An 18,511-nucleotide genomic window follows, 5' to 3' on the forward strand; every position below is an offset into this window, starting at 1 on the left:
ATGACGGAGTCCACGGGAGCCCAGGACCAGCGCGCTGTACCTGAGACGGACAGCGACGTGACTGATCCGTTCGAACTGCCCGGAACGCCGGACGCCTTCGGGCGCCTGTGGACTCCGCACCGCATGGCGTACATCAAGGGCGGCCAAGGCCAGTACAAGGACAAGGAGTGCCCGTTCTGCGCGGCCCCGGGCCGGAGCGACGAGGAGTCGCTCATCGTCCACCGCGGCCGTGCCTGCTTCGCGATCCTCAACCTGTACCCGTACAACCCTGGGCACCTCCTCATCTGCCCGTACCGCCACGTCGCGGACTACACGGACATCTCCCGTGAGGAGACCGAGGAGATGGCCGCGATGACGCAGACGGCCATGCGCGTCGTCCGGAAGGTCGCGCATCCCCACGGCTTCAATCTGGGCATCAACCAGGGCGACGCGGGCGGCGCCGGGATTGCCGCTCACCTCCATCAGCACATCGTGCCGAGGTGGGGAGGCGACGGAAACTTCCTGCCGATCATCGCACAGACGAAGCAGATCACCCAGACCCTCGACGAGACGCGGGGCCTCCTCGCCGAAGCCTGGCCGGAGGACCCCGGGACGGGCGACGGCGCGGCCGTGGACGGCGCGGGCGCGGACGGGAAGGACGCGGGTGCTCAATAGACACGCCCGGGCACTGTTCACGCGGCTCTTCACCCCGCTCGCCCGCGCCCTGCTGCGAGCCGGCGTCTCCCCGGACGTCGTGACGTTCGTCGGCACCGCAGGCGTGAGCGCGTCGGCGCTCATCCTCTTTCCGCTCGGCCAGCTGTTCTGGGGCGTCGTCGCCATCACGCTGTTCGTGTTCTCGGACGTCCTCGACGGGGTCATGGCCCGCCTCACCGACCGGAAGGGGCGCTGGGGCGGCTTCCTCGACTCGACGCTGGACCGGATCCAGGACGACGCGATCTTCCTCGGCCTCGTGCTGTGGTTCTACGGCGGCGGCCACGATGCCGGCACGGGAGCACTCGCCGTCGTCTGCATCCTGCTCGGCAACCTCGTGTCCTACGCGCGAGCCAAGGCGGAGTCGCTCGGCTACGAGGCGAATGTGGGCATCGCCGAGCGAGCCGAGCGGCTCGTCTCGGTGCTCGTCGTCGCGGGACTGTGCGGTTTGGGCCTGCCCACCCCGTTCCTGTTCTGGACGCTCGCAGCCCTGGCGGTCGCGAGCGCCGTGACGGTCGTGCAGCGGGTCTTCGCGGTGCGCACGCAGGCGCGCGCCGAGTCCGGGTCCGCGTGACAGACGGGGACTGTGCATTCGCCCATCAGCGCAAACGGCAGACTGTGGCCTCGCATCGATAACAAGCGACTGCTCCCGGCGATAGACTGGGAGCCACCCCAAGGATTTCCTGTCACGACGGCCGGACTCCTCCGACCGTCCGCCAGTCAGCCAATAGAAAGACGAGCACGTGTCTACTGAAGCAAACTCCTCGACTCCGACCACCGGCAGTGATCGCGTCAAGCGCGGGATGGCGGAGATGCTCAAGGGCGGCGTCATCATGGACGTCGTCAACGTCGAGCAGGCGAAGATCGCCGAGGACGCCGGCGCCGTGGCCGTGATGGCCCTTGAGCGCGTCCCTGCCGACATCCGCGCCCAGGGCGGGGTCTCCCGCATGTCGGACCCGGACATGATCGACTCGATCATCAGCGCAGTCTCGATCCCGGTGATGGCCAAGGCCCGCATCGGCCACTTCGTGGAGGCCCAGGTCCTGCAGTCCCTCGGGGTCGACTACATCGACGAGTCCGAGGTCCTGACACCGGCGGACTACGAGAACCACATCGACAAGTGGCAGTTCACCGTGCCGTTCGTGTGCGGTGCGACGAACCTGGGCGAGGCCCTGCGCCGGATCAACGAGGGCGCCGCGATGATCCGCTCCAAGGGCGAGGCGGGCACCGGCGATGTCTCCAACGCCACGACCCACATGCGCAGGATCCGCGCGGAGATCAAGCGCCTGACGACGATGGCCGAGGACGAGCTCTACGTCGCGGCCAAGGAGCTCCAGGCCCCGTACGCGCTCGTGCGCGAGATCGCCGAGACCGGCAAGCTCCCTGTCGTGCTGTTCACCGCCGGCGGGATCGCGACCCCGGCGGACGCGGCCATGATGATGCAGCTCGGCGCCGACGGCGTGTTCGTCGGGTCCGGCATCTTCAAGTCCGGCAACCCCGCCCAGCGCGCTGCCGCCGTGGTGAAGGCGACGACCTTCTTCGACGACCCGGACATGATCGCGAAGGTCTCCCGCGGACTGGGTGAGGCAATGGTCGGCATCAACGTCGACGAGATCCCCCAGCCGCACCGCCTCGCCGAGCGCGGCTGGTGACTGGACTCAGAACCAGATAGCCGCTCTCGGACGCAACGACGACGGCCCGCACCTGAGCGCTCAGGTGCGGGCCGTCGTCGTCCGCTGAAGGCCTCCCTCTGGGAAGCTCGGGAGAGCACGTGCCTCTCAGGCGAGGCCCCGGCGCGCGAGGAGCGGGGCGATGTCGGCGTCGCGGCCGCGGAAGGCCCGGAAGGATGCGAGCGGATCCCGCGAGAATCCCCGGGAGAGGAGCTCCGCGCGGAACGTGTCGCCATTGGCACGGGTCATGCCGCCATTTTCCTTGAACCACTCCACCGTGTCCGCGTCCAGGACTTCGCTCCAGATGTAGGACCAGTAGCCGGCCGCGTACCAGCCACCCGAGAAGATGTGCTGGAAGTAGCCCGTCCGGTACCTCGGCGGAACGAGGGGTACCGCGACCCCCGCTCCGTCGAGGGCTCGGGCCTCGAAGTCCAGGACATCGCCGGGGTCCTCGCCCGGGGCGAGGCCGTGCCATGCGAGATCCAGGAGGGCGGCGCCGAGGTACTCCGTCGTCGCATAGCCCTCGCCCCAGAGCTGCGCGGCCTCGAGTGCTTCGATCTGGGCGCCGGGAAGCGGCTCACCGGTCTCGTGATGACGCGCGTAGTTCGAGAGCACCTCCGGCCAGAGCAGCCACATCTCGTTGACCTGCGAGGGGTACTCGACGAAGTCGCGTGGCACGTTCGTGCCCGAGAACTTGGGGTACTCGACGTCGGAGAGCAGGCCGTGGAGCGCGTGCCCGAACTCGTGGAACGCGGTGCGCGCTTCGTCGAGGGTCAGGAGCGCGGGCTCGCCGGGCGCTGGCTTCCTGATGTTGAGGTTGTTGATCACGACCGGCCGTTCGCCCGTGAGGCGCGCCTGCTCGACGAGCGCGTTCATCCACGCGCCGCCACGCTTCGTGGGCCGGGCGAAGTAGTCCCCGAGGAACAGCCCCAGGCCTGACCCGTCGGCGTCGAAGACCTCCCAGACGCGGACGTCCTCGTGGTACCCCTCAAGATCGGGGCGTTCCTCGAACCGGAGACCGTAGAGCTCGCCGGCCGCGAAGAAGACCCCGTCCCGCAGGAGCCTGTCGAGCTCGAAGTAGGGCCGCAGCGCCTGCTGGTCGACGGCGTACCGTTCGTGCCGGACCCTCGCGGAGTAGAAGGCCCAGTCCCAGGGCTCGAGGTCGTGCCCCGCGGCCTCGGCGAGGATCTGGGCCTCGGAGGCCGCGTTGCGGACCGCGGGAAGCGTGAGGCGGCCCAGCATCGCCTGGACGGCGTCGGTCGAGGGAGCTGTCTGTCCGTCCACGGCAAGGTCGGCGAACGTCGGGTGGCCGAGGAGCTGGGCTTTCTCCGCGCGGAGGCGCACCATGTCGCGGACGAGGCCGAGGACGTCCGTGTCACCGCCCGAACTTCCCCGGGCGATGGAGGCCTCGAAGATGCGACGGCGGAGCTCCCGGTTCTCGAGGACTGCGAGGACGGGCTGGCCGGTGGGCTGGACAAGCGTGATGAGCCACCCGCTGTCGTGCCCGGCCGCGCGGGCTGCCTGTTCGGCGCTCGCCCGGTCGTCGGCGGGCATTCCGGCAAGCTCGCCCTCTTCGGTCACGAGGACGGCGGCCTGGTTGATGGCCCGAGCGACCCGCTGGCCGTACTCGGTGCCGAGGCGCGTGAGCTCTTCGTTGAGCCCGCGGAGCCGCGCTTGGCCGGCGTCGTCGAGGTCCGCCCCGGCGCGCCGGAAGTCGTTGAGCCACTCCGCCACGAGCCGGGCAGATTCCGGGTCGAGATCGGACGTGTCAATGGCCGCGAGGCGGTCGCGGAGCGGCCGGTTGAGGTGGATCGCATCCTCGTGGGCGCTGAGCTTCGGCATGATCTCGGTCTCGAGTGCGCGGATCGCGTCCGTGCCGTGGGACGAGACCATCGTGGTGAAGGAGGCGACGGCTCGTACGAGGGTCCTGCCCGAGCGTTCGAGGGCCATCGCTGTGTTCTCGAACGTCGGTGCCTCGGACGCGCTGGTGATCGTCTCGATCTCGGCGAGCTGCTCCGCGATCCCCGCGTCGACCGCCTCTGCGTAGTGGGCGTCGCTGATCTGCGCAAACGCCGGGAGGCCGTACGGGAGGGGGCTGGGAACGAGGAGCGGATTGACCATGAAAGGAGCCTTTCACGCACTGTGGCCCCGGGCAAGGACCCGGGGCCACAGCGGTGCGCTCGGGGTCAGTCCTGGGCGAACACGAGGGACATCGGGGTCGCCTGGGACCCCTGGCCCTGCGGGTTGTCCTTGAACATCCCGGCAATCGTCTCCTTCGGCAGCTCCGTGTCGTGCCCCATGACGACGACGCCGAGGTCGTTCGCGTCCATGACGGCCGTGCCGCCGAAGGAGGCAACGGCGTCGGCCGGCAGGGCCGCCCGGATCGCCGCGCTGAGGGAACGGGCGACGCCGTCGGGATCCTTGGGCGCGAGCTTCACCGAGTTGCTCGCCGCACCCAGGCTGTAGGGCGTGGCGCCGTCGATCGCATTGATGTTGTGGCCGACAACGTCGTAGAACACGCCGCTCTTGCCCTGGACCTTGCCGACGACGGAGGCCGCGGCAGCCTTGGCGATCCGCGGCAGGCCGACCTCGTTGATCGCGATCTGCATCGACCAAGGGCTCCCGAGCCCGATCCCCGCAGGGGTGCGGGTGACGAAACGGCTCAGCACGCGGGCCGCGGGGGAGACCTCGATCTCCCAGACCGGGAAGGAGCGGCCCTGGGTGATGGCGACGATCTTCTCGCTCACGAGAAGGTACCAGGGGTGCCCCTCGACTGCCTTGCGGGCGTCCTCGGGGGCCTCCGGAAGGCCCGAGAAGAACCGCTCGACGTAGCCGGTCACGGCCGGTGCGAGCTCGGTGGAACGGGCGAACACCTCGGTCTGGAGCGGGTAGCGTCGGAACGTCCGGCCGGCCGAGACGATGTCGAGCTCCTTCCCGGGGTTGGCCTCGTAGTCGCTCTTGCCGGCCTTGACGTCAGCCGGCGCCTCGTCCTTGTCGATGAACTCCCGGAACCAGAGCTCGACGTTGAGGAGCCGCCAGAAGATCATCGTGTCCGCGTCGTTCTTGCCGTTGAGGTACTCCTCGAACGCGGTGAGGACCTGCTCGCGGTCCCAGTAGGGGCGGTTGTAGAAGGAGTTCGACATGAACACCTTGTAGATCCGCTCCTTCATGAGCTTGAACCACTCCGCCTCGGGTGTGGTGAACCCGATCTTGTTGCGACGGTTGCTGATCTTCTCCGGCAGCAGCCCCCGGGTGGCGTCCCGGAGGACGCGCTTGTTCCAGCCCTCCTTGATGATCGCCTCGTCGGAGAGGCTGAAGAGGTACTTCACGACCTCCTTGTCGAGGAACGGCACGCGCCCCTCGAGCGAGAAGCGCATCGTGTTCTTGTCCTCGTAGCGGAGGAGCGACGGCAGCGACTTCTCGAAGAGATCGTCGATGAGGCGCAGCTTGAGGTTCGCCGGGATGTTCCCGAAGGTCTCGCCGGTGAACTTCTGGGCCCAGTCGCGCTTGAGGAGCGTGCCCATCGACACGGCCTTCTTCCCGCTCGCCATGCCCTTGAGGCGGAAGCGGCCCAGGCGGTAGAAGATGTCGAGGCTCGACGACGATTCCTTCGCGAGGGTCGCGAAGTCGCCGTCGTCCTTGAGCTGCCGCAGGTAGGCGAAGTAGTAGGGGATGTAGCCGGCCATCATCTCGTCGGCGCCCTGGCCGTCGAGGAGGACCGTGACGTGCTTGCTGGCCTCCTTCATGACGCAGTACTGCGCATACGGGCCGGAGGAGATGATGGGCTCCTCCATGGTTCGGACGAAGTCGACGAGGTCCGCGTCGAAGCCCTCAGGCGTCGGCTTGATCTTGTGGGCCTCGATGCCGCCACGGCAGACGGCGATTGCGGCGTCCGCGTAGGCCTCCTCGTCGTTGATGGCGTTCGGGAACACGGCGCTGAAGGTGTTCTGCTTCGGCCCGACCGCTTCGAGGCCCGCGGCGTTCTCCTGCATGAGCCGGTTGATGGTCACGACGACGGCCGACGAGTCGAGCCCCCCGGAGAGCGCGCTGCCCACAGGAACCTCGGAGTTGAGCCGGATCCGGATGGCTTCGGTGAAGCGCTGCCGGTACTCCTCGACGACGTCAGGGGTGTAGGGGGTCTTGACGTGCGCGAGCTCCTCGAGCTCCTCGCGGAGTCGCGTGTAGCTCGAGATGCGGAAGCGGCCCGTCGCGAGCTCGACCGTCATCATCTCGCCCGGGAGCAGCTTGTGCACGCCGTCGAAGAAGGTCTCGGCGGTGTCGTCATGGATCCGGAAGCGCAGGTAACGGTAGAGGATCCGCTCGTTGGGCCTGGCCTCGATCTTGCCTGTCGCGAGGATGGGCTTGATCTCGGAGGCGAAGAGCAGCTGCGGCTCACGCTCCGTTCCGGCGTTGGCCCAGTAGAGCGGCTTGATGCCGAAGTGGTCGCGCGCGAGGACGAGCCGGCCGAGGCGACGGTCGAGGATGGCAAGGCCGAACATGCCATTGAAGCGGTCGAAGGCCTCGGTGCCCCACTCCTCGTAGGCCTGGAGGACCACTTCCGTGTCGGAGACCGTGACGAAAGTCCGGCCGAGGTCCTCGAGCTCGGTGCGTAGCTCGCGGTAGTTGTAGACCTCGCCGTTGTACACGAGCACCGTCTCGCCGTCGGCGCTGATCATCGGCTCCTGGCCGTGTGCGCGGTCCACGATCGCAAGGCGGCGGTGCGCGAGGCCCACGCCACCCTTGCCCGCGGACTCGGCGAGAGGATCGTCCATGAAGTAGCCCTCGCCGTCAGGGCCTCGGTGCTGGATGCAGCTGTTCATTGCGTCGAGCAGGGCCTGATCCTGACCGAACCCGTAGTAACCGGCGATACCGCACATCGTGCAATCCTCAAATCTGTTGTCGTCACACGGTCCGCCGTCCATGCTACCGGGGCAGCCCTGCCCGGCCGGGGCAGTCGGCGTCGGAGCGCGGCCCGCGGCCCCGGGGCGACTAGACTAGGCGGGTGAATTCCCTGTCCGCTCCGACCCCTCCCGCCCAGGATGCTGCCGCCCCGGATGACGCTGCCCAGGCAAGCCCCGCGCATGCCGGCGCCTCCTCGGCGGATGTGAGCGTCGGCGTCCTCGCCCTCCAGGGTGATGTGCGCGAGCATGTTGCCGCCCTCGAGGCCCTCGGCGCGCGGGCCGTCAAGGTACGCCGGCCCGAGGAGCTGGATGCTGTCGACGGGCTTGTCGTCCCGGGCGGGGAGTCGACGACGATCGACAAGCTCGCGCGAGCCTTCGGGATCGCAGAGCCGCTGCGGGAGAAGATCCGGGACGGCTTCCCTGTCTTCGGTTCGTGCGCGGGCATGATCCTGCTTGCGGACGAGATCGCCGACCCGGCCGAGGACCTCACGGGTGCGCCGCAGCAGACGTTCGGCGGCCTCGACATCACGGTCCGGCGCAATGCCTTCGGCCGTCAGCGGGAGTCCTTCGAGACAGACCTCGACTTCAAGGACATCGATCAGGCGGGGGGCCCCGTGCACGCGGTGTTCATCCGCGGTCCCTGGGTCGAGCGCGTGGGCTCCTCGGTCGAGGTGCTCGCCGAGGTCGATCCCCAGCACGCGTCCCACACGGCTGCGCTGGGCGGCCGGTCTAGAATTGTCGCAGTCCGTTCAGGGCGCCTGCTCGCGACATCGTTCCATCCCGAGGTGACGGGCGAGCGGCGGGTCCATGAACTTTTCATCCGCATGATCAAGGGAGAAGCGTAGGCATGTCCGGCCACTCCAAATGGGCGACCACGAAGCACAAGAAGGCCGTCGTCGACGCCAAGCGTGCAAAGGCGTTCGCCAAGTACATCAAGACCATCGAGGTTGCGGCGCGCCTCGGCGGTGCTGACCTGTCCGGAAACCCGGCCCTCGACCTGGCTGTCTCCAAGGCGAAGAAGAACTCGGTCCCGAACGACAACATCGACCGGGCCATCAAGCGCGGGGCGGGCCTCACGGGCGAGGCGATCGAGTACACCGAGATCATGTACGAGGCCCGAGGCCCCCAGGGCTCGGCGCTGCTCATCGAGTGCCTCACCGAGAACCGGAACCGCGCCGCGGCAGAGGTCCGCCTGGCGGTCACCCGCAACGGCGGGACCATGGCCGACCAGGGCTCGGTGAGCTACCTGTTCAACCGCAAGGGTGTTGTGAGCCTTCCGAAGAACGGGCTCTCGGAGGACGATGTGCTCCTGGCCGTCCTCGACGCCGGGGCAGAGGAAGTCAAGGACGCAGGGGACAACTGGGTCGTCTACTCGGAGCCCAACGACCTGCAGGCGCTCCGGGATGCGCTGAACTCCGCCGGGATCGAGTACGACACCGATGAAGCCGAGTTCGTGCCGTCCATGGAGGTGCAGCTCGATGCCGACGGCGCGCGCAAGTTCGTCCGCCTCGTCGATGCGCTCGAGGATCTCGACGATGTCCAGAACGTGTACACCAATGCGGACATGAGCGAGGAGGTCATGGCGGCCCTCGAGGCCGAGTGACCCCCGCCGTGGCATCGACCTCCGCCGGGACCGAGTCCCCTCAGCTGCGCGTCCTCGGCGTGGACCCAGGCCTGACCCGGTGCGGGCTGGGCGTCGTCGACGTCGCGCGGGACCGCCGGGCGACCCTCGTCGGGGTCGGCGTCGTCGGCACCAGCGCGCAGGAGCCGCTCGATGCCCGGCTTCTCGTCATCGCCCGCTCCATCGACGACTGGCTCGACCGCTACGAGCCCGAGGTGGTCGCGGTGGAGCGGGTCTTCTCGCAGCTCAACGTGAGCACGGTCATGGGCGTGGCCCAGGCGTCGGGAATCGTCATTGCCGCTGCCGCCCGCCGCGGGATCCCCGTTGCCCTGCACACGCCGTCCGAGGTGAAGGCGGCGGTCACGGGCAGCGGCCGCGCCGACAAGGCGGCTGTCACCCGCATGGTCACCAAGATCCTCCGGCTCGAGGCTTCGCCCCGACCCGCGGACGCCGCAGATGCCCTCGCCCTTGCGCTTGCCCATGCATGGCGCGGCGCTGCCCCCGGCTCGCCTTCCGCGGTCGGACGGACGACGGCGATGACGGCAAGCGCGCTGACGCCGGCACAGAGGGCATGGGTAGAAGCAGAGTCGAAGGCACGCCGGAAGCCTTGATGACCCGGATCAGGGGAGAAATGGCCAGCGGCAGAGTCGAAGGCACGCCGGAAGCCTTGAGGCCTTCCGTCTCCCACCACCGGTAAGTTGTTCGTAGATATGTTCGGACGGCAGAAGGAGTCCTCCCGGTGATCAGCTTCCTCCGCGGGACGGTGGCGCATGTCGGACTCTCCTCGGCGGTGATCGATGTCGGCGGGGTGGGCATGGCGTTCGCCGCGACGCCCCAGACCATGGCGGGCCTACGGGTGGGGGAGACGGGGACGGTCCACACGCTCTTGGTCGTGCGCGAAGACTCGCTCACGCTGTACGGCTTCGCGTCACCGGAAGAACGCGAGGTGTTCGAGGTCCTTCTCGGGGTCGCTGGGGTCGGGCCTCGCCTCGCACTTGCCGTCCTGGCCGTGCACAGCCCGGAGGCGGTGCGCGTCGCGGCCCACTCGGAAGACGCGAAGGCGTTCACGAAGGTTCCGGGGATCGGTCCCAAGGTCGGGGCCCGGCTCGTCCTCGAACTCAAGGGCAAGCTCGTACCCCTCGGCACCCCAGGCGGGGAGGCGCCGTCGTCCGCCCCCACGGGGGGCTCTGCGTGGAAGCCTCGCGTGGTCGAGGCGATGACGTCGCTCGGCTGGTCCGAGAAGGACGCCTCGACCAGCATCGAGCGGGCGCTCGAGGACCAGCCGGAGCTCGCCGAGGCGGGAAGCGTCCCGGAGATCCTGCGGGCCACGCTGCGCTGGCTGGGCCAGGGCGCGAGGACGCCGGTGAAGTCGGTTTCCCGTGGCTGAGCCGTCCCTCCTCTCGAGCGGCGAGGAGCCGGAGGAGCGCGTGATCGAGTCTGCGCTGCGGCCGAAGCATCTCGACGACTTCGTGGGGCAGCAGCGGGTGCGGCGGCAGCTCTCACTCGTGCTGGAGGCTTCGCGGCTGCGGGGGCGGAGCGCCGACCACGTGCTGCTCTCGGGGCCTCCGGGGCTCGGGAAGACGACCCTCGCCATGATCATCGCGGCCGAGATGAACGCGCCGTTGCGCATCTCGTCCGGCCCGGCCATCCAGCACGCGGGCGATCTCGCGGCGATCCTGTCCTCCCTGTCCGAAGGCGAAGTCCTCTTCCTTGACGAGATCCACCGCATGTCCCGGCCTGCCGAGGAGATGCTGTACATGGCGATGGAGGACTTCCGGGTCGACATCGTGGTCGGCAAGGGTGCCGGGGCCACAGCCATCCCCTTGGACCTTCCGCCGTTCACCCTGGTCGGCGCCACGACGCGCGCAGGCCTCCTGCCGGGTCCGCTCCGGGACCGATTCGGCTTCACGGGCCATCTCGAGTTCTACTCCGTCGACGAGCTCGAGCTCGTGCTGCGCCGCTCGGCCGGGCTCCTCGATCTGCGCGTGACGTCCGCAGGCTTCACCGAGGTGGCGAGCCGCTCACGGGGAACTCCCCGCATCGCCAACCGCCTATTGCGCCGGGTCCGGGACTGGGCGCTAGTCCACCGCATCGAGCAGATCGATGCGCGGGCTGCCGCCGCGGCGCTCGACATGTACGAAGTGGACGCGAAGGGCCTCGACCGGCTCGACCGGGGCGTGCTGTCTGCGCTCGTGACCAAGTTCGGGGGAGGGCCTGTGGGCCTCTCGACGCTCGCGATCGCCGTCGGAGAGGAGCCCGAGACCGTCGAGACCGTGGCGGAGCCCTATCTGGTCCGCGAGGGTCTCATGGGGCGAACGCCTCGAGGACGAATCGCCACCCCTGCCGCCTACGAGCACCTCGGGCTTCCGCTCCCTCCCGATGCTGCGTTCGCCTACAGCGCAACGCTGTTCGGTGCAGGTTCCGGGGGCGCGAGCGACGACGACGGGGCCGACGACGACGGAGCCCGCGCCGACTGGGGCTGACGCTCGCGCGCCTGCGGGAACTCTTGGGGGCTGTTGCCCGTAGACTGGGTTAAGACATCCTGCACGGCGGGACGTCATGCCGTGCCCGGAAACAGCCGGGTCCGACGCGCACCCCCAGGCAGCGCGTCCCAGCAACAGATTGGACTCAGCCATGGACTTGATGACCATCCTCCTGCTTGTCATCTTCGCGTTCTTCATCTTCACGATGTTCCGACGCAACAAGAAGGCACAGACACAGCAGGCCGAGATGCGCACGAAGTTCGTCCCCGGCGTCGAGGTCATGACGAACTTCGGCCTCTTCGGCCGGATCCTCTCGGTCGACGAAGCCGAGAACAAGGTCGTCCTCGAGCTCTCGCCCGGCGCGACTGCGACGGTCCACCGTCAGGCCGTCTCGAAGGTCGTCGAGCCGCCGGTCCCCGCAGAAGGGGACGTGACGGCACCCGAGCACGGCGTTCTGGGCGCGGAGGGTTCTGCCGCTGAGCCTCGCTTCGGCCAGCGGCCCGAGGCGCAGCAGCCCGAGGGCCAGCGGCCCGAGGCGCAGCTCCACGAGACGCCCGAGCAGACCCTCCGGCGCCTCGAGGGCGAAGGCAAGTAAGGCACAGTCTGCCTCCCCGCGCGCGGGACGACCGCGCGCGGGTCCGTTCTCAGCAGGAGTTAGGAACCCATGGCTCGTTCCCGCAGCAGGCGGCCGGGAGTCAGGACGCTCGTCTGGCTTGTCGTCCTGTTCGTCGCCCTCGTTTCCGTGCTCGGCGGCGGTGCCATCGCCGGCCAGACCTCGTGGGCACCGAAGCTCGCGCTCGACCTCGAGGGCGGCACGCAGATGATCCTGTCCCCGAAGGTCACCGGCGGCGGCGCCGTGAACCAGGACCAGCTCAACCAGGCTGTCGAGATCATCCGCCAGCGCGTCGACGGCTCCGGCGTCTCCGAGGCTGAGATCAGCACGGAGTCCGGGCGCAACGTCATCGTGAACCTCCCCGGCATCCCGTCTGCCCAGACGCGCCAGCTCATCCAGGCCTCCGCCGACATGAACTTCCGGCCTGTCCTGACCGACGGCAACCCCGGCGCCGTTCCGCAGAACCAGCTCGTCCCGGACAACCAGCTGCCGAACCCGACCGCCGCTCCGACGAACGCGAGCGACACGAACTGGATCACCGCGGACCTCTACAAGCAGTACGAGGCCCTTGACTGCACCAAGCCGCAGTCGGAGACGACGCAGCGCTCTGATCCCTCGAAGCCGCTCGTCACGTGCCAGCCTGCAGCCAACGGCAACCCGGCGGTCAAGTACATCCTCGGGCCCGTCGAGATTCCGGGAAGTGACATCTCCGGATCGACCTACGGTCTGGTGCAGGGCCAGCAGGGCGCCGTGACCAACCAGTGGGCCGTGAACATCCAGTTCAACTCGGACGGAACGAAGAAGTTCAAGGACGTCACCCAGCGGCTCAATGGCTTCTACAACGCGGCCAGCAGCTCAGGCACGCCGGATCCCCGCGCACAGTTCGCCATCGTGCTCGACGACAAGGTCCTCTCTGCACCGCAGGCCCTCGCCGTCATCACGGACGGCCACCCGCAGATCACGGGCAACTTCACCCAGCAGACTGCCCAGACGCTCTCCGATCAGCTGCGGTTCGGCGCCCTTCCGATCAGCTTCGACATCCAGAGCGAGCAGCAGATTTCCGCCACGCTCGGTACGCAGCAGCTCGAGATGGGGCTCCTGGCCGGCATCATCGGCCTGCTCCTCGTGGTGGTCTACTCCCTGTTCCAGTACCGGGCGCTGGGCTTCGTGACCATCGCGTCGCTCGTTGTCGCAGGCCTGCTCACGTATCTCGCGATCACGCTCCTGGGGTGGGCCCAGAACTACCGGCTCTCCCTCGCGGGCGTCGCGGGCCTCATCGTCGCGATCGGCCAGACCGCGGACTCGTTCATCGTCTACTTCGAACGCATCCGTGACGAACTGCGCGAGGGGCGCGGTCTCGTCTCGGCCGTCGAGAACGGCTGGCGTCGCGCGAAGCGCACCGTCCTCGCGTCCAAGGCCGTCAATCTGCTCGCCGCCGTCGTGCTCTATTTCGTGGCCGTCGGGAACGTGCGCGGCTTCGCCTTCACGCTCGGCCTGACGGCAATCGCCGACCTCCTCGTCGTGTTCATGTTCACGCACCCGACACTCCAGGTCCTCGCGCGGACCAGGTTCTTCGGCGAGGGCCATCGCTTCTCGGGGCTCGACCCGGTGCAGCTCGGCGCCGTTCCGCTCTATCGGGGTGCCGGCCGACTCCGGGAAGCCTCAGAGGCCGCCAAGTCCTCGCTCAAGCCGAAGAACGCGGCGGCGGCTCGCGAGGCCGCTCGTCGCATGACGATCGCCGAGCGCCGCGCGGCCGAAGCCCAGGCGAAGGGCGAGGGGCCGGCAGATCTCGCGGCCGCCGCCAAGAGCACACAGCGCCCTGAGCGCTCCCAGGAGGAGAACTGATGTCGACGACTGTCCTCGCCCGCTTCGGCAACGACCTCTACTCGGGCAAGCGCTCGTACGACTTCGTCGGCAAGAAGAGGCTCTGGTTCATCATCGCGGGCATCGCGGTGCTCATCGCCATCGTCGTGCCAGTCCTCCGGGGTGGCTTCAATCTCGGCATCGACTTCCGTGGCGGGTCGCAGTTCACGATCTCGGCGGCCAAGACGAGCGACACGCTGCCCGGCGAGAACGCTGTCCACGCCGTGGTGCCGACCAGCGCACCCCAGGTCACGAAGGTCGCCGGGAACACGGTCCAGGTCCAGACCGACAAGCTCACCGAGGCGCAGACGCTGCAGGTCAGGGACAAGCTCGCGTCGGCCTACGGCGTGAGCCAGAACAACGTGACCTCGACGTTCATCGGCCCCACTTGGGGTGCTGACGTGACGAATCAGGCCGTCATGGGCTTTGTGGTCTTCGTGCTGCTCGCAGCCGTCCTCATGGCGCTGTACTTCCGGACCTGGAAGATGTCGCTTTCCGCACTGAGCGGCATGCTCGTGACGATCTTCATCACCGAGGGCGTCTATGCGATCAGCAACTTCGAGATCACGCCGTCGGCCATCATCGGCTTCCTGACGATCCTGAGCTACTCCCTGTACGACACCGTGGTGGTCTTCGACAAGATCCGTGAGAACACGGCGGACATCAAGACCTCCTCGCGCCGGACGTTCGCGGAAGAGGTCAACCTTGCCGTCAACCAGACGCTCGTGCGCTCGATCAACACGATGATGGTCGCCGTCCTCCCCGTCGCCGCAATCCTCTTCATCGGCGCCGGCCTCCTCGGTGCGGGCACGCTTCGCGATCTCTCGCTCGCCCTCTTCGTGGGCATCCTCGTCGGAACGGCCGCGACGCTCTTCATTGCGGCACCCATGTACGCGGGGCTGCGGGAACGCGAGCCCGACCTCGTGAAGCAGGCCGAGAAGGTCGCCGCCCGACGGGAAGCGGCCGCTGCGGCCCCCGCCGTCTAGGGGCACACAGGAGAGTACTTCCGCGGCCCGAGCCTGCCCACGATCTCCATGGGGAACCGGCTCGGGCGGAAGCCGCCGACCAGGGTGCTGTGGGCGCGCCAGCGCACGACGCCCTCGGCGAACAGGCGCGGTGAGGGGAATGCGCTCGATTCTGCCCGATGTTCCGACAGGCATAGACTGAACTAATCCTCTTACCGTTCAGGAGGCTTGCGTGGAGGAGCGCCCGATGCCCGTTCCGGCTCGGTCCGGTGCCCCGCACTCGGCGGGTTCGGCTGGCACTGCCCAGCCCGAGCTCGATCGCGCCCCCGGCGAGACTGCAGCCCCCACCGGGGCTTCGTCGTCGCCCGCGCCGGAACCGTCGTCGTCCGCGGGCACGCCCACGTCCAGCGCGGTGCCCTCCAGCCCAGTGCCCCCCAGCCCAGCGCCTTCCAGCTCAGTGCCCTCTAGCTCAGTGCCCTCCGCCAGCTCGGCCACGTCCCGTCCGACGCCAGCCAGCGCTGCACCTGCCAGCTCGGCTTCGACCGGTTCAGACCCGGCTCCATCGGGTTCCGCGCCTGCCAACCCTGCCGGATCGGGTGCGCAGCGGACCGCCGCTGCCCCGCCGCGGCCAGCCGCCGACGCTCCCGTCGGGGGGAACAGCCTGCTCGAACGCCCGCTGCTCGGCCGCCGGGACCGCACCTTCTCCCGGCTGGCCCGGCTGACGGGGCGCGGCGTCGCGGCCCACTCGCCGATCCTCGAGCCCCTCCTGCGCACCGTCCGCGCCAACAATCCGCGTGAGGACTTCGATCTCATCACGCGTGCCTACGAGGTCGCGGAGCGCAGCCACCAGGGTCAGAAGCGCAAGAGCGGCGATCCGTACATCACGCACCCTGTGGCCGTCGCGACCATCCTCGCGGAACTGGGGATGACGGGCACGACCCTCGCCGCCGCGCTCCTGCACGACACCGTGGAGGACACGTCCTACACGCTCGAGCAGCTGCGCAAGGACTTCGGACCCGAGGTCGCGATGCTCGTCGACGGCGTGACCAAGCTCGACAAGGTGCAGTTCGGCGACGCCGCGCAGGCTGAGACGGTCCGCAAGATGGTCGTCGCGATGGCGAAGGACATCAGGGTCCTCGTCATCAAGCTCGCGGACCGCCTCCACAACGCACGGACCTGGCGCTTCGTCTCGCCCGAGTCCTCGGCACGCAAGGCGCGGGAGACGCTCGAGATCTTCGCGCCGCTGGCCCATCGCCTGGGCATGAACACGATCAAGTGGGAGCTCGAGGACCTCTCGTTCGCGGCGCTCTACCCCAAGGTGTACGAAGAGATCGTGCGCATGGTGGGGGCTCGGACCCCGGAGCGCGAGAAGCAGCTCGCCGTGATCCGCGACCAGATCATGGAAGACCTCCGGGGCGCCAAGATCCGCGCGGAGATCACCGGCAGGCCGAAGCACTACTACTCGATCTACCAGAAGATGATCGTCCGCCAGAAGGAATTCGACGACATCAACGACCTCATGGGCGTGCGGATCCTCGTCGATTCCGTGCGGGACTGCTACGCGGTGCTCGGCGCGATGCACGCGCGCTGGAACCCCCTCCCGGGGCGGTTCAAGGACTACATCGCGATGCCCAAGTTCAACATGTACCAGTCGCTGCACACGACCGTCATCGGCCCGAACGGCCGCCCGGTCGAGATCCAGATCCGGACGCACGAGATGCATCGTCGCGCCGAGTACGGTGTCGCTGCGCACTGGAAGTACAAGGATCAGCCGAACCGCAACTCGCACACCCCGAGCGGGAAGGCTGCGGAGATGGGCTGGCTCCGCTCGCTCGTGGACTGGCAGCAGGAGACCTCGGATCCGGGGGAGTTCCTCGATTCGCTGCGCTTTGAGATCAATGCAAAGGAAGTCTTCGTCTTCACGCCGAAGGGCGAGGTCATGGCCTTGCCCGCCGGCTCGACTCCGGTGGACTTCGCGTACGCCATCCACACGGAGGTGGGCCACCGGACTATCGGGGCGCGCGTCAACGGCAAGCTCGTCCCTCTGAACAGCGAGCTCAACCACGGCGACGTCGTGGAGATCTTCACCTCGAAGGCGGAGGGTGCCGGGCCGAGCCAGGACTGGCAGAACTTCGTCAAGAGCGCCCGGGCCCGCAACAAGATCCGCCAGTGGTTCAGCAAGGAGCGCCGCGAGGAGGCCATCGACAAGGGCAAGGAACTGCTCACGCGCGCTATGCGCAAGCAGAACCTCCCTCTCCAGCGGCTCCTGAGCCACGACACCCTTCTCGCGGTAGCCCAGGAGTTCCGCTACCAGGACATCGCGGGGCTCTACGCCGGCATCGGCGACGGGCATGCTTCGGCCCAGTCCGTCGTCGAGAAGCTCGTCGACAGCCTCGGGGGTGCGGCCGGAACGGCCGAGGACATCGCCGAGACGATTGCGCCCACGACGTCTGCGCCGCCGAAGTACTCGGATTCCGGCGTCATCGTCAAGGGTGTTGACGAGGTCTGGGTGAAGCTCGCGCGGTGCTGCACCCCGGTGCCTCCCGATCCGATCCTTGGGTTCGTGACGCGTGGCTCGGGTGTGTCGGTTCACCGGACGGACTGTACGAACGCCGCGGGGCTGCGAGCTCAGTCCGACCGGATCGTCGAAGTGGCGTGGGCTCCGACCCAGTCGAGCGTCTTCCTCGTCGAGATCCAAGTCGAGGCGCTCGATCGTAAGAGCCTCCTCTCGGACGTCACGAGGGTCCTCGCCGAAAACCACGTCAACATCCTCGCCGCGCACGTGCACACGTCGACCGACCGGCTGGCGCTCTCGCGCTTCGCGTTCGAAATGGGCGATCCCAAGTACCTCAACCACGTGCTGAGCGCGGTGCGGCGCATCGACGGTGTCTTCGATGTCTACCGCACGACCGGCAACCGCCGCCGGAACTGACTCCTTCAGACGGCGCTCCGTCACCCGGCGCTCGGGTTCGTCGCAGCGAGCCGAGCGAGCAGGTCACGGGCACGGCGCTTGTGGGGCTGGCGGGGGAGAGTCTCGATGGCTCTCCCGATGAGCGACGGGGCGAGCCCGAGCCCCTTCTGGCCGATGAGCCGCCGGAGGGTCTGCACCGCGAGTGCGCCCTCAGAGTGGACGGCGATGTCGACGGCCGTGCGGAGTGGGCTCGTGACGCGGATAGCCCCGAACTCCAGGACGTCGTAGTCGCCGAGGACCACCTCGTGCAGGAGCGCGCCGTGCCCTCGGCCGGTCGACGAGAGCCGGCGAGGCGCTGGGACGAGCAGAACCGGCGCGGGCGGCGCCGGCGCGCACCCGTAGATCCACGCCGCTGACATCCGTCCTACGACCGTCCGCCGCTTGAGGCGGGGGTTGAGGATTGCCGCCATGCTCGCCGCCCGCAGCCCAGGCGTCGGAGCGCTCGAGGCAGGAGCGTAGGTGCCGTCGACGAGCCGCTGGAGCATGCCGTCGTTCACCATCGCCTGGAGCTCGGTGTCCGTGAACGGGCAGCCGGGAACGAGGACCTCGGGCAGCCTCCGCGGGTGGACGGTCCGGGGAGCCTTGTGCGGAAGCAGGGCAGGAGCATGGTGCATGGAAGCCATCATGCCTGCAGGCGGACCGCCACGGGTCCCTTGCTGTCCCCCATGTGGATAACGTGCGAAAGCCCCGGGTCCTCACCGCTTCCGCGGCGGGACCCGGGGCCTTCGGGAAGG

At 68.5% G+C, this 18,511-nt stretch carries 15 protein-coding genes; 12 read left to right on the forward strand and 3 right to left on the reverse strand.

Translation table 11 applies throughout. The features are described 5' to 3' along the window. The 3 genes from E6A21_RS11230 (at position 1) to pdxS (ending at position 2,342) form a co-directional block, all read left to right on the forward strand. Positions 1 to 654 (forward strand): HIT family protein, encoded by a 654-nt coding sequence (locus E6A21_RS11230; protein WP_138444234.1) that lies wholly within the window; start codon positions 1 to 3, stop codon positions 652 to 654. After that, positions 644 to 1,264, forward strand: coding sequence for a phosphatidylinositol phosphate synthase (gene pgsA / locus E6A21_RS11235; protein ID WP_138444235.1), 621 nt, complete (start codon positions 644 to 646; stop codon positions 1,262 to 1,264). Before E6A21_RS11230 ends, pgsA begins: the two co-directional genes overlap by 11 nt. A 169-nt stretch (positions 1,265 to 1,433) precedes the next feature. Continuing rightward, entirely contained in the window at positions 1,434 to 2,342 is a 909-nt protein-coding gene (pdxS, locus tag E6A21_RS11240) for a pyridoxal 5'-phosphate synthase lyase subunit PdxS (RefSeq protein WP_138444236.1), read from the forward strand. A 126-nt stretch (positions 2,343 to 2,468) separates the two neighbouring features. Here pdxS and E6A21_RS11245 read toward each other — a convergent pair whose 3' ends face one another. After that, a complete protein-coding gene (locus E6A21_RS11245) occupies positions 2,469 to 4,481 on the reverse strand; it encodes a M3 family metallopeptidase (protein WP_138444237.1) in 2,013 nt (670 codons plus the stop codon). Positions 4,482 to 4,546: 65 nt separating this feature from the next. Continuing rightward, positions 4,547 to 7,237, reverse strand: coding sequence for an asparagine synthase (glutamine-hydrolyzing) (asnB, locus tag E6A21_RS11250; RefSeq protein ID WP_138444238.1), 2,691 nt, complete (start codon positions 7,235 to 7,237; stop codon positions 4,547 to 4,549). Between the two features lie 227 nt (positions 7,238 to 7,464). On the opposite strand from asnB, the gene pdxT reads away from it, so the two are divergent. The 9 genes from pdxT to E6A21_RS11300 all read left to right on the forward strand — a co-directional run bounded on the left by pdxT (position 7,465) and on the right by E6A21_RS11300 (position 17,738). After that, positions 7,465 to 8,106: a pyridoxal 5'-phosphate synthase glutaminase subunit PdxT gene (gene pdxT / locus E6A21_RS11255; RefSeq protein ID WP_246036415.1), complete on the forward strand. Its 642-nt coding sequence runs from the start codon at positions 7,465 to 7,467 to the stop codon at positions 8,104 to 8,106. 2 nt (positions 8,107 to 8,108) lie between these two features. Continuing rightward, complete coding sequence (locus E6A21_RS11260; RefSeq protein WP_138444239.1) at positions 8,109 to 8,864, forward strand: YebC/PmpR family DNA-binding transcriptional regulator; 756 nt, start codon at positions 8,109 to 8,111, stop codon at positions 8,862 to 8,864. A gap of 44 nt (positions 8,865 to 8,908) precedes the next feature. Beyond that, the gene (ruvC, locus tag E6A21_RS11265; RefSeq protein ID WP_138444328.1) at positions 8,909 to 9,493 is read left to right on the forward strand and encodes a crossover junction endodeoxyribonuclease RuvC; all 585 of its coding nucleotides are present in this window, start codon (positions 8,909 to 8,911) and stop codon (positions 9,491 to 9,493) included. Between the two features lie 128 nt (positions 9,494 to 9,621). Continuing rightward, positions 9,622 to 10,269: a Holliday junction branch migration protein RuvA gene (gene ruvA, locus E6A21_RS11270; protein WP_138444240.1), complete on the forward strand. Its 648-nt coding sequence runs from the start codon at positions 9,622 to 9,624 to the stop codon at positions 10,267 to 10,269. After that, positions 10,262 to 11,365 (forward strand): Holliday junction branch migration DNA helicase RuvB, encoded by a 1,104-nt coding sequence (gene ruvB, locus E6A21_RS11275; protein WP_138444241.1) that lies wholly within the window; start codon positions 10,262 to 10,264, stop codon positions 11,363 to 11,365. The genes ruvA and ruvB overlap by 8 nt, the downstream gene beginning before the upstream one ends. A 160-nt stretch (positions 11,366 to 11,525) precedes the next feature. Continuing rightward, the gene (gene yajC, locus E6A21_RS11280; protein ID WP_138444329.1) at positions 11,526 to 11,960 is read left to right on the forward strand and encodes a preprotein translocase subunit YajC; all 435 of its coding nucleotides are present in this window, start codon (positions 11,526 to 11,528) and stop codon (positions 11,958 to 11,960) included. A 69-nt stretch (positions 11,961 to 12,029) separates the two neighbouring features. Then, entirely contained in the window at positions 12,030 to 13,823 is a 1,794-nt protein-coding gene (gene secD / locus E6A21_RS11285) for a protein translocase subunit SecD (RefSeq protein ID WP_138444242.1), read from the forward strand. Then, positions 13,823 to 14,827, forward strand: coding sequence for a protein translocase subunit SecF (secF, locus tag E6A21_RS11290; protein ID WP_138444243.1), 1,005 nt, complete (start codon positions 13,823 to 13,825; stop codon positions 14,825 to 14,827). The genes secD and secF overlap by 1 nt, the downstream gene beginning before the upstream one ends. 226 nt (positions 14,828 to 15,053) lie before the next feature. Continuing rightward, positions 15,054 to 17,738: a RelA/SpoT family protein gene (locus tag E6A21_RS11300; RefSeq protein WP_425471544.1), complete on the forward strand. Its 2,685-nt coding sequence runs from the start codon at positions 15,054 to 15,056 to the stop codon at positions 17,736 to 17,738. A 20-nt stretch (positions 17,739 to 17,758) separates the two neighbouring features. On the opposite strand, the gene E6A21_RS11305 is transcribed toward E6A21_RS11300, so the two are convergent. Continuing rightward, on the reverse strand, positions 17,759 to 18,403 hold the full coding sequence (locus tag E6A21_RS11305; RefSeq protein WP_138444245.1) for a type IV toxin-antitoxin system AbiEi family antitoxin: 645 nt from the start codon (positions 18,401 to 18,403) through the stop codon (positions 17,759 to 17,761). Positions 18,404 to 18,511 lie beyond the last annotated feature (108 nt).

It is taken from the genome of Sinomonas susongensis, from assembly GCF_005877005.1.
In the GTDB taxonomy this organism is placed as follows: domain Bacteria; phylum Actinomycetota; class Actinomycetes; order Actinomycetales; family Micrococcaceae; genus Sinomonas; species Sinomonas susongensis.

Bases quoted from the DNA above. Each gene is read 5' to 3' on its own strand.
- E6A21_RS11245 (WP_138444237.1), bottom strand. From the start codon at position 4,481: ATGGTCAATCCGCTCCTCGTTCCCAGCCCCCTCCCGTACGGCCTCCCG.
- secD (WP_138444242.1), top strand. From the start codon at position 12,030: ATGGCTCGTTCCCGCAGCAGGCGGCCGGGAGTCAGGACGCTCGTCTGG.
- E6A21_RS11230 (WP_138444234.1), top strand. From the start codon at position 1: ATGACGGAGTCCACGGGAGCCCAGGACCAGCGCGCTGTACCTGAGACG.
- yajC (WP_138444329.1), top strand. From the start codon at position 11,526: ATGACCATCCTCCTGCTTGTCATCTTCGCGTTCTTCATCTTCACGATG.
- E6A21_RS11300 (WP_425471544.1), top strand. From the start codon at position 15,054: ATGCCCGTTCCGGCTCGGTCCGGTGCCCCGCACTCGGCGGGTTCGGCT.
- secF (WP_138444243.1), top strand. From the start codon at position 13,823: ATGTCGACGACTGTCCTCGCCCGCTTCGGCAACGACCTCTACTCGGGC.
- E6A21_RS11260 (WP_138444239.1), top strand. From the start codon at position 8,109: ATGTCCGGCCACTCCAAATGGGCGACCACGAAGCACAAGAAGGCCGTC.
- asnB (WP_138444238.1), bottom strand. From the start codon at position 7,237: ATGTGCGGTATCGCCGGTTACTACGGGTTCGGTCAGGATCAGGCCCTG.
- E6A21_RS11305 (WP_138444245.1), bottom strand. From the start codon at position 18,403: ATGATGGCTTCCATGCACCATGCTCCTGCCCTGCTTCCGCACAAGGCT.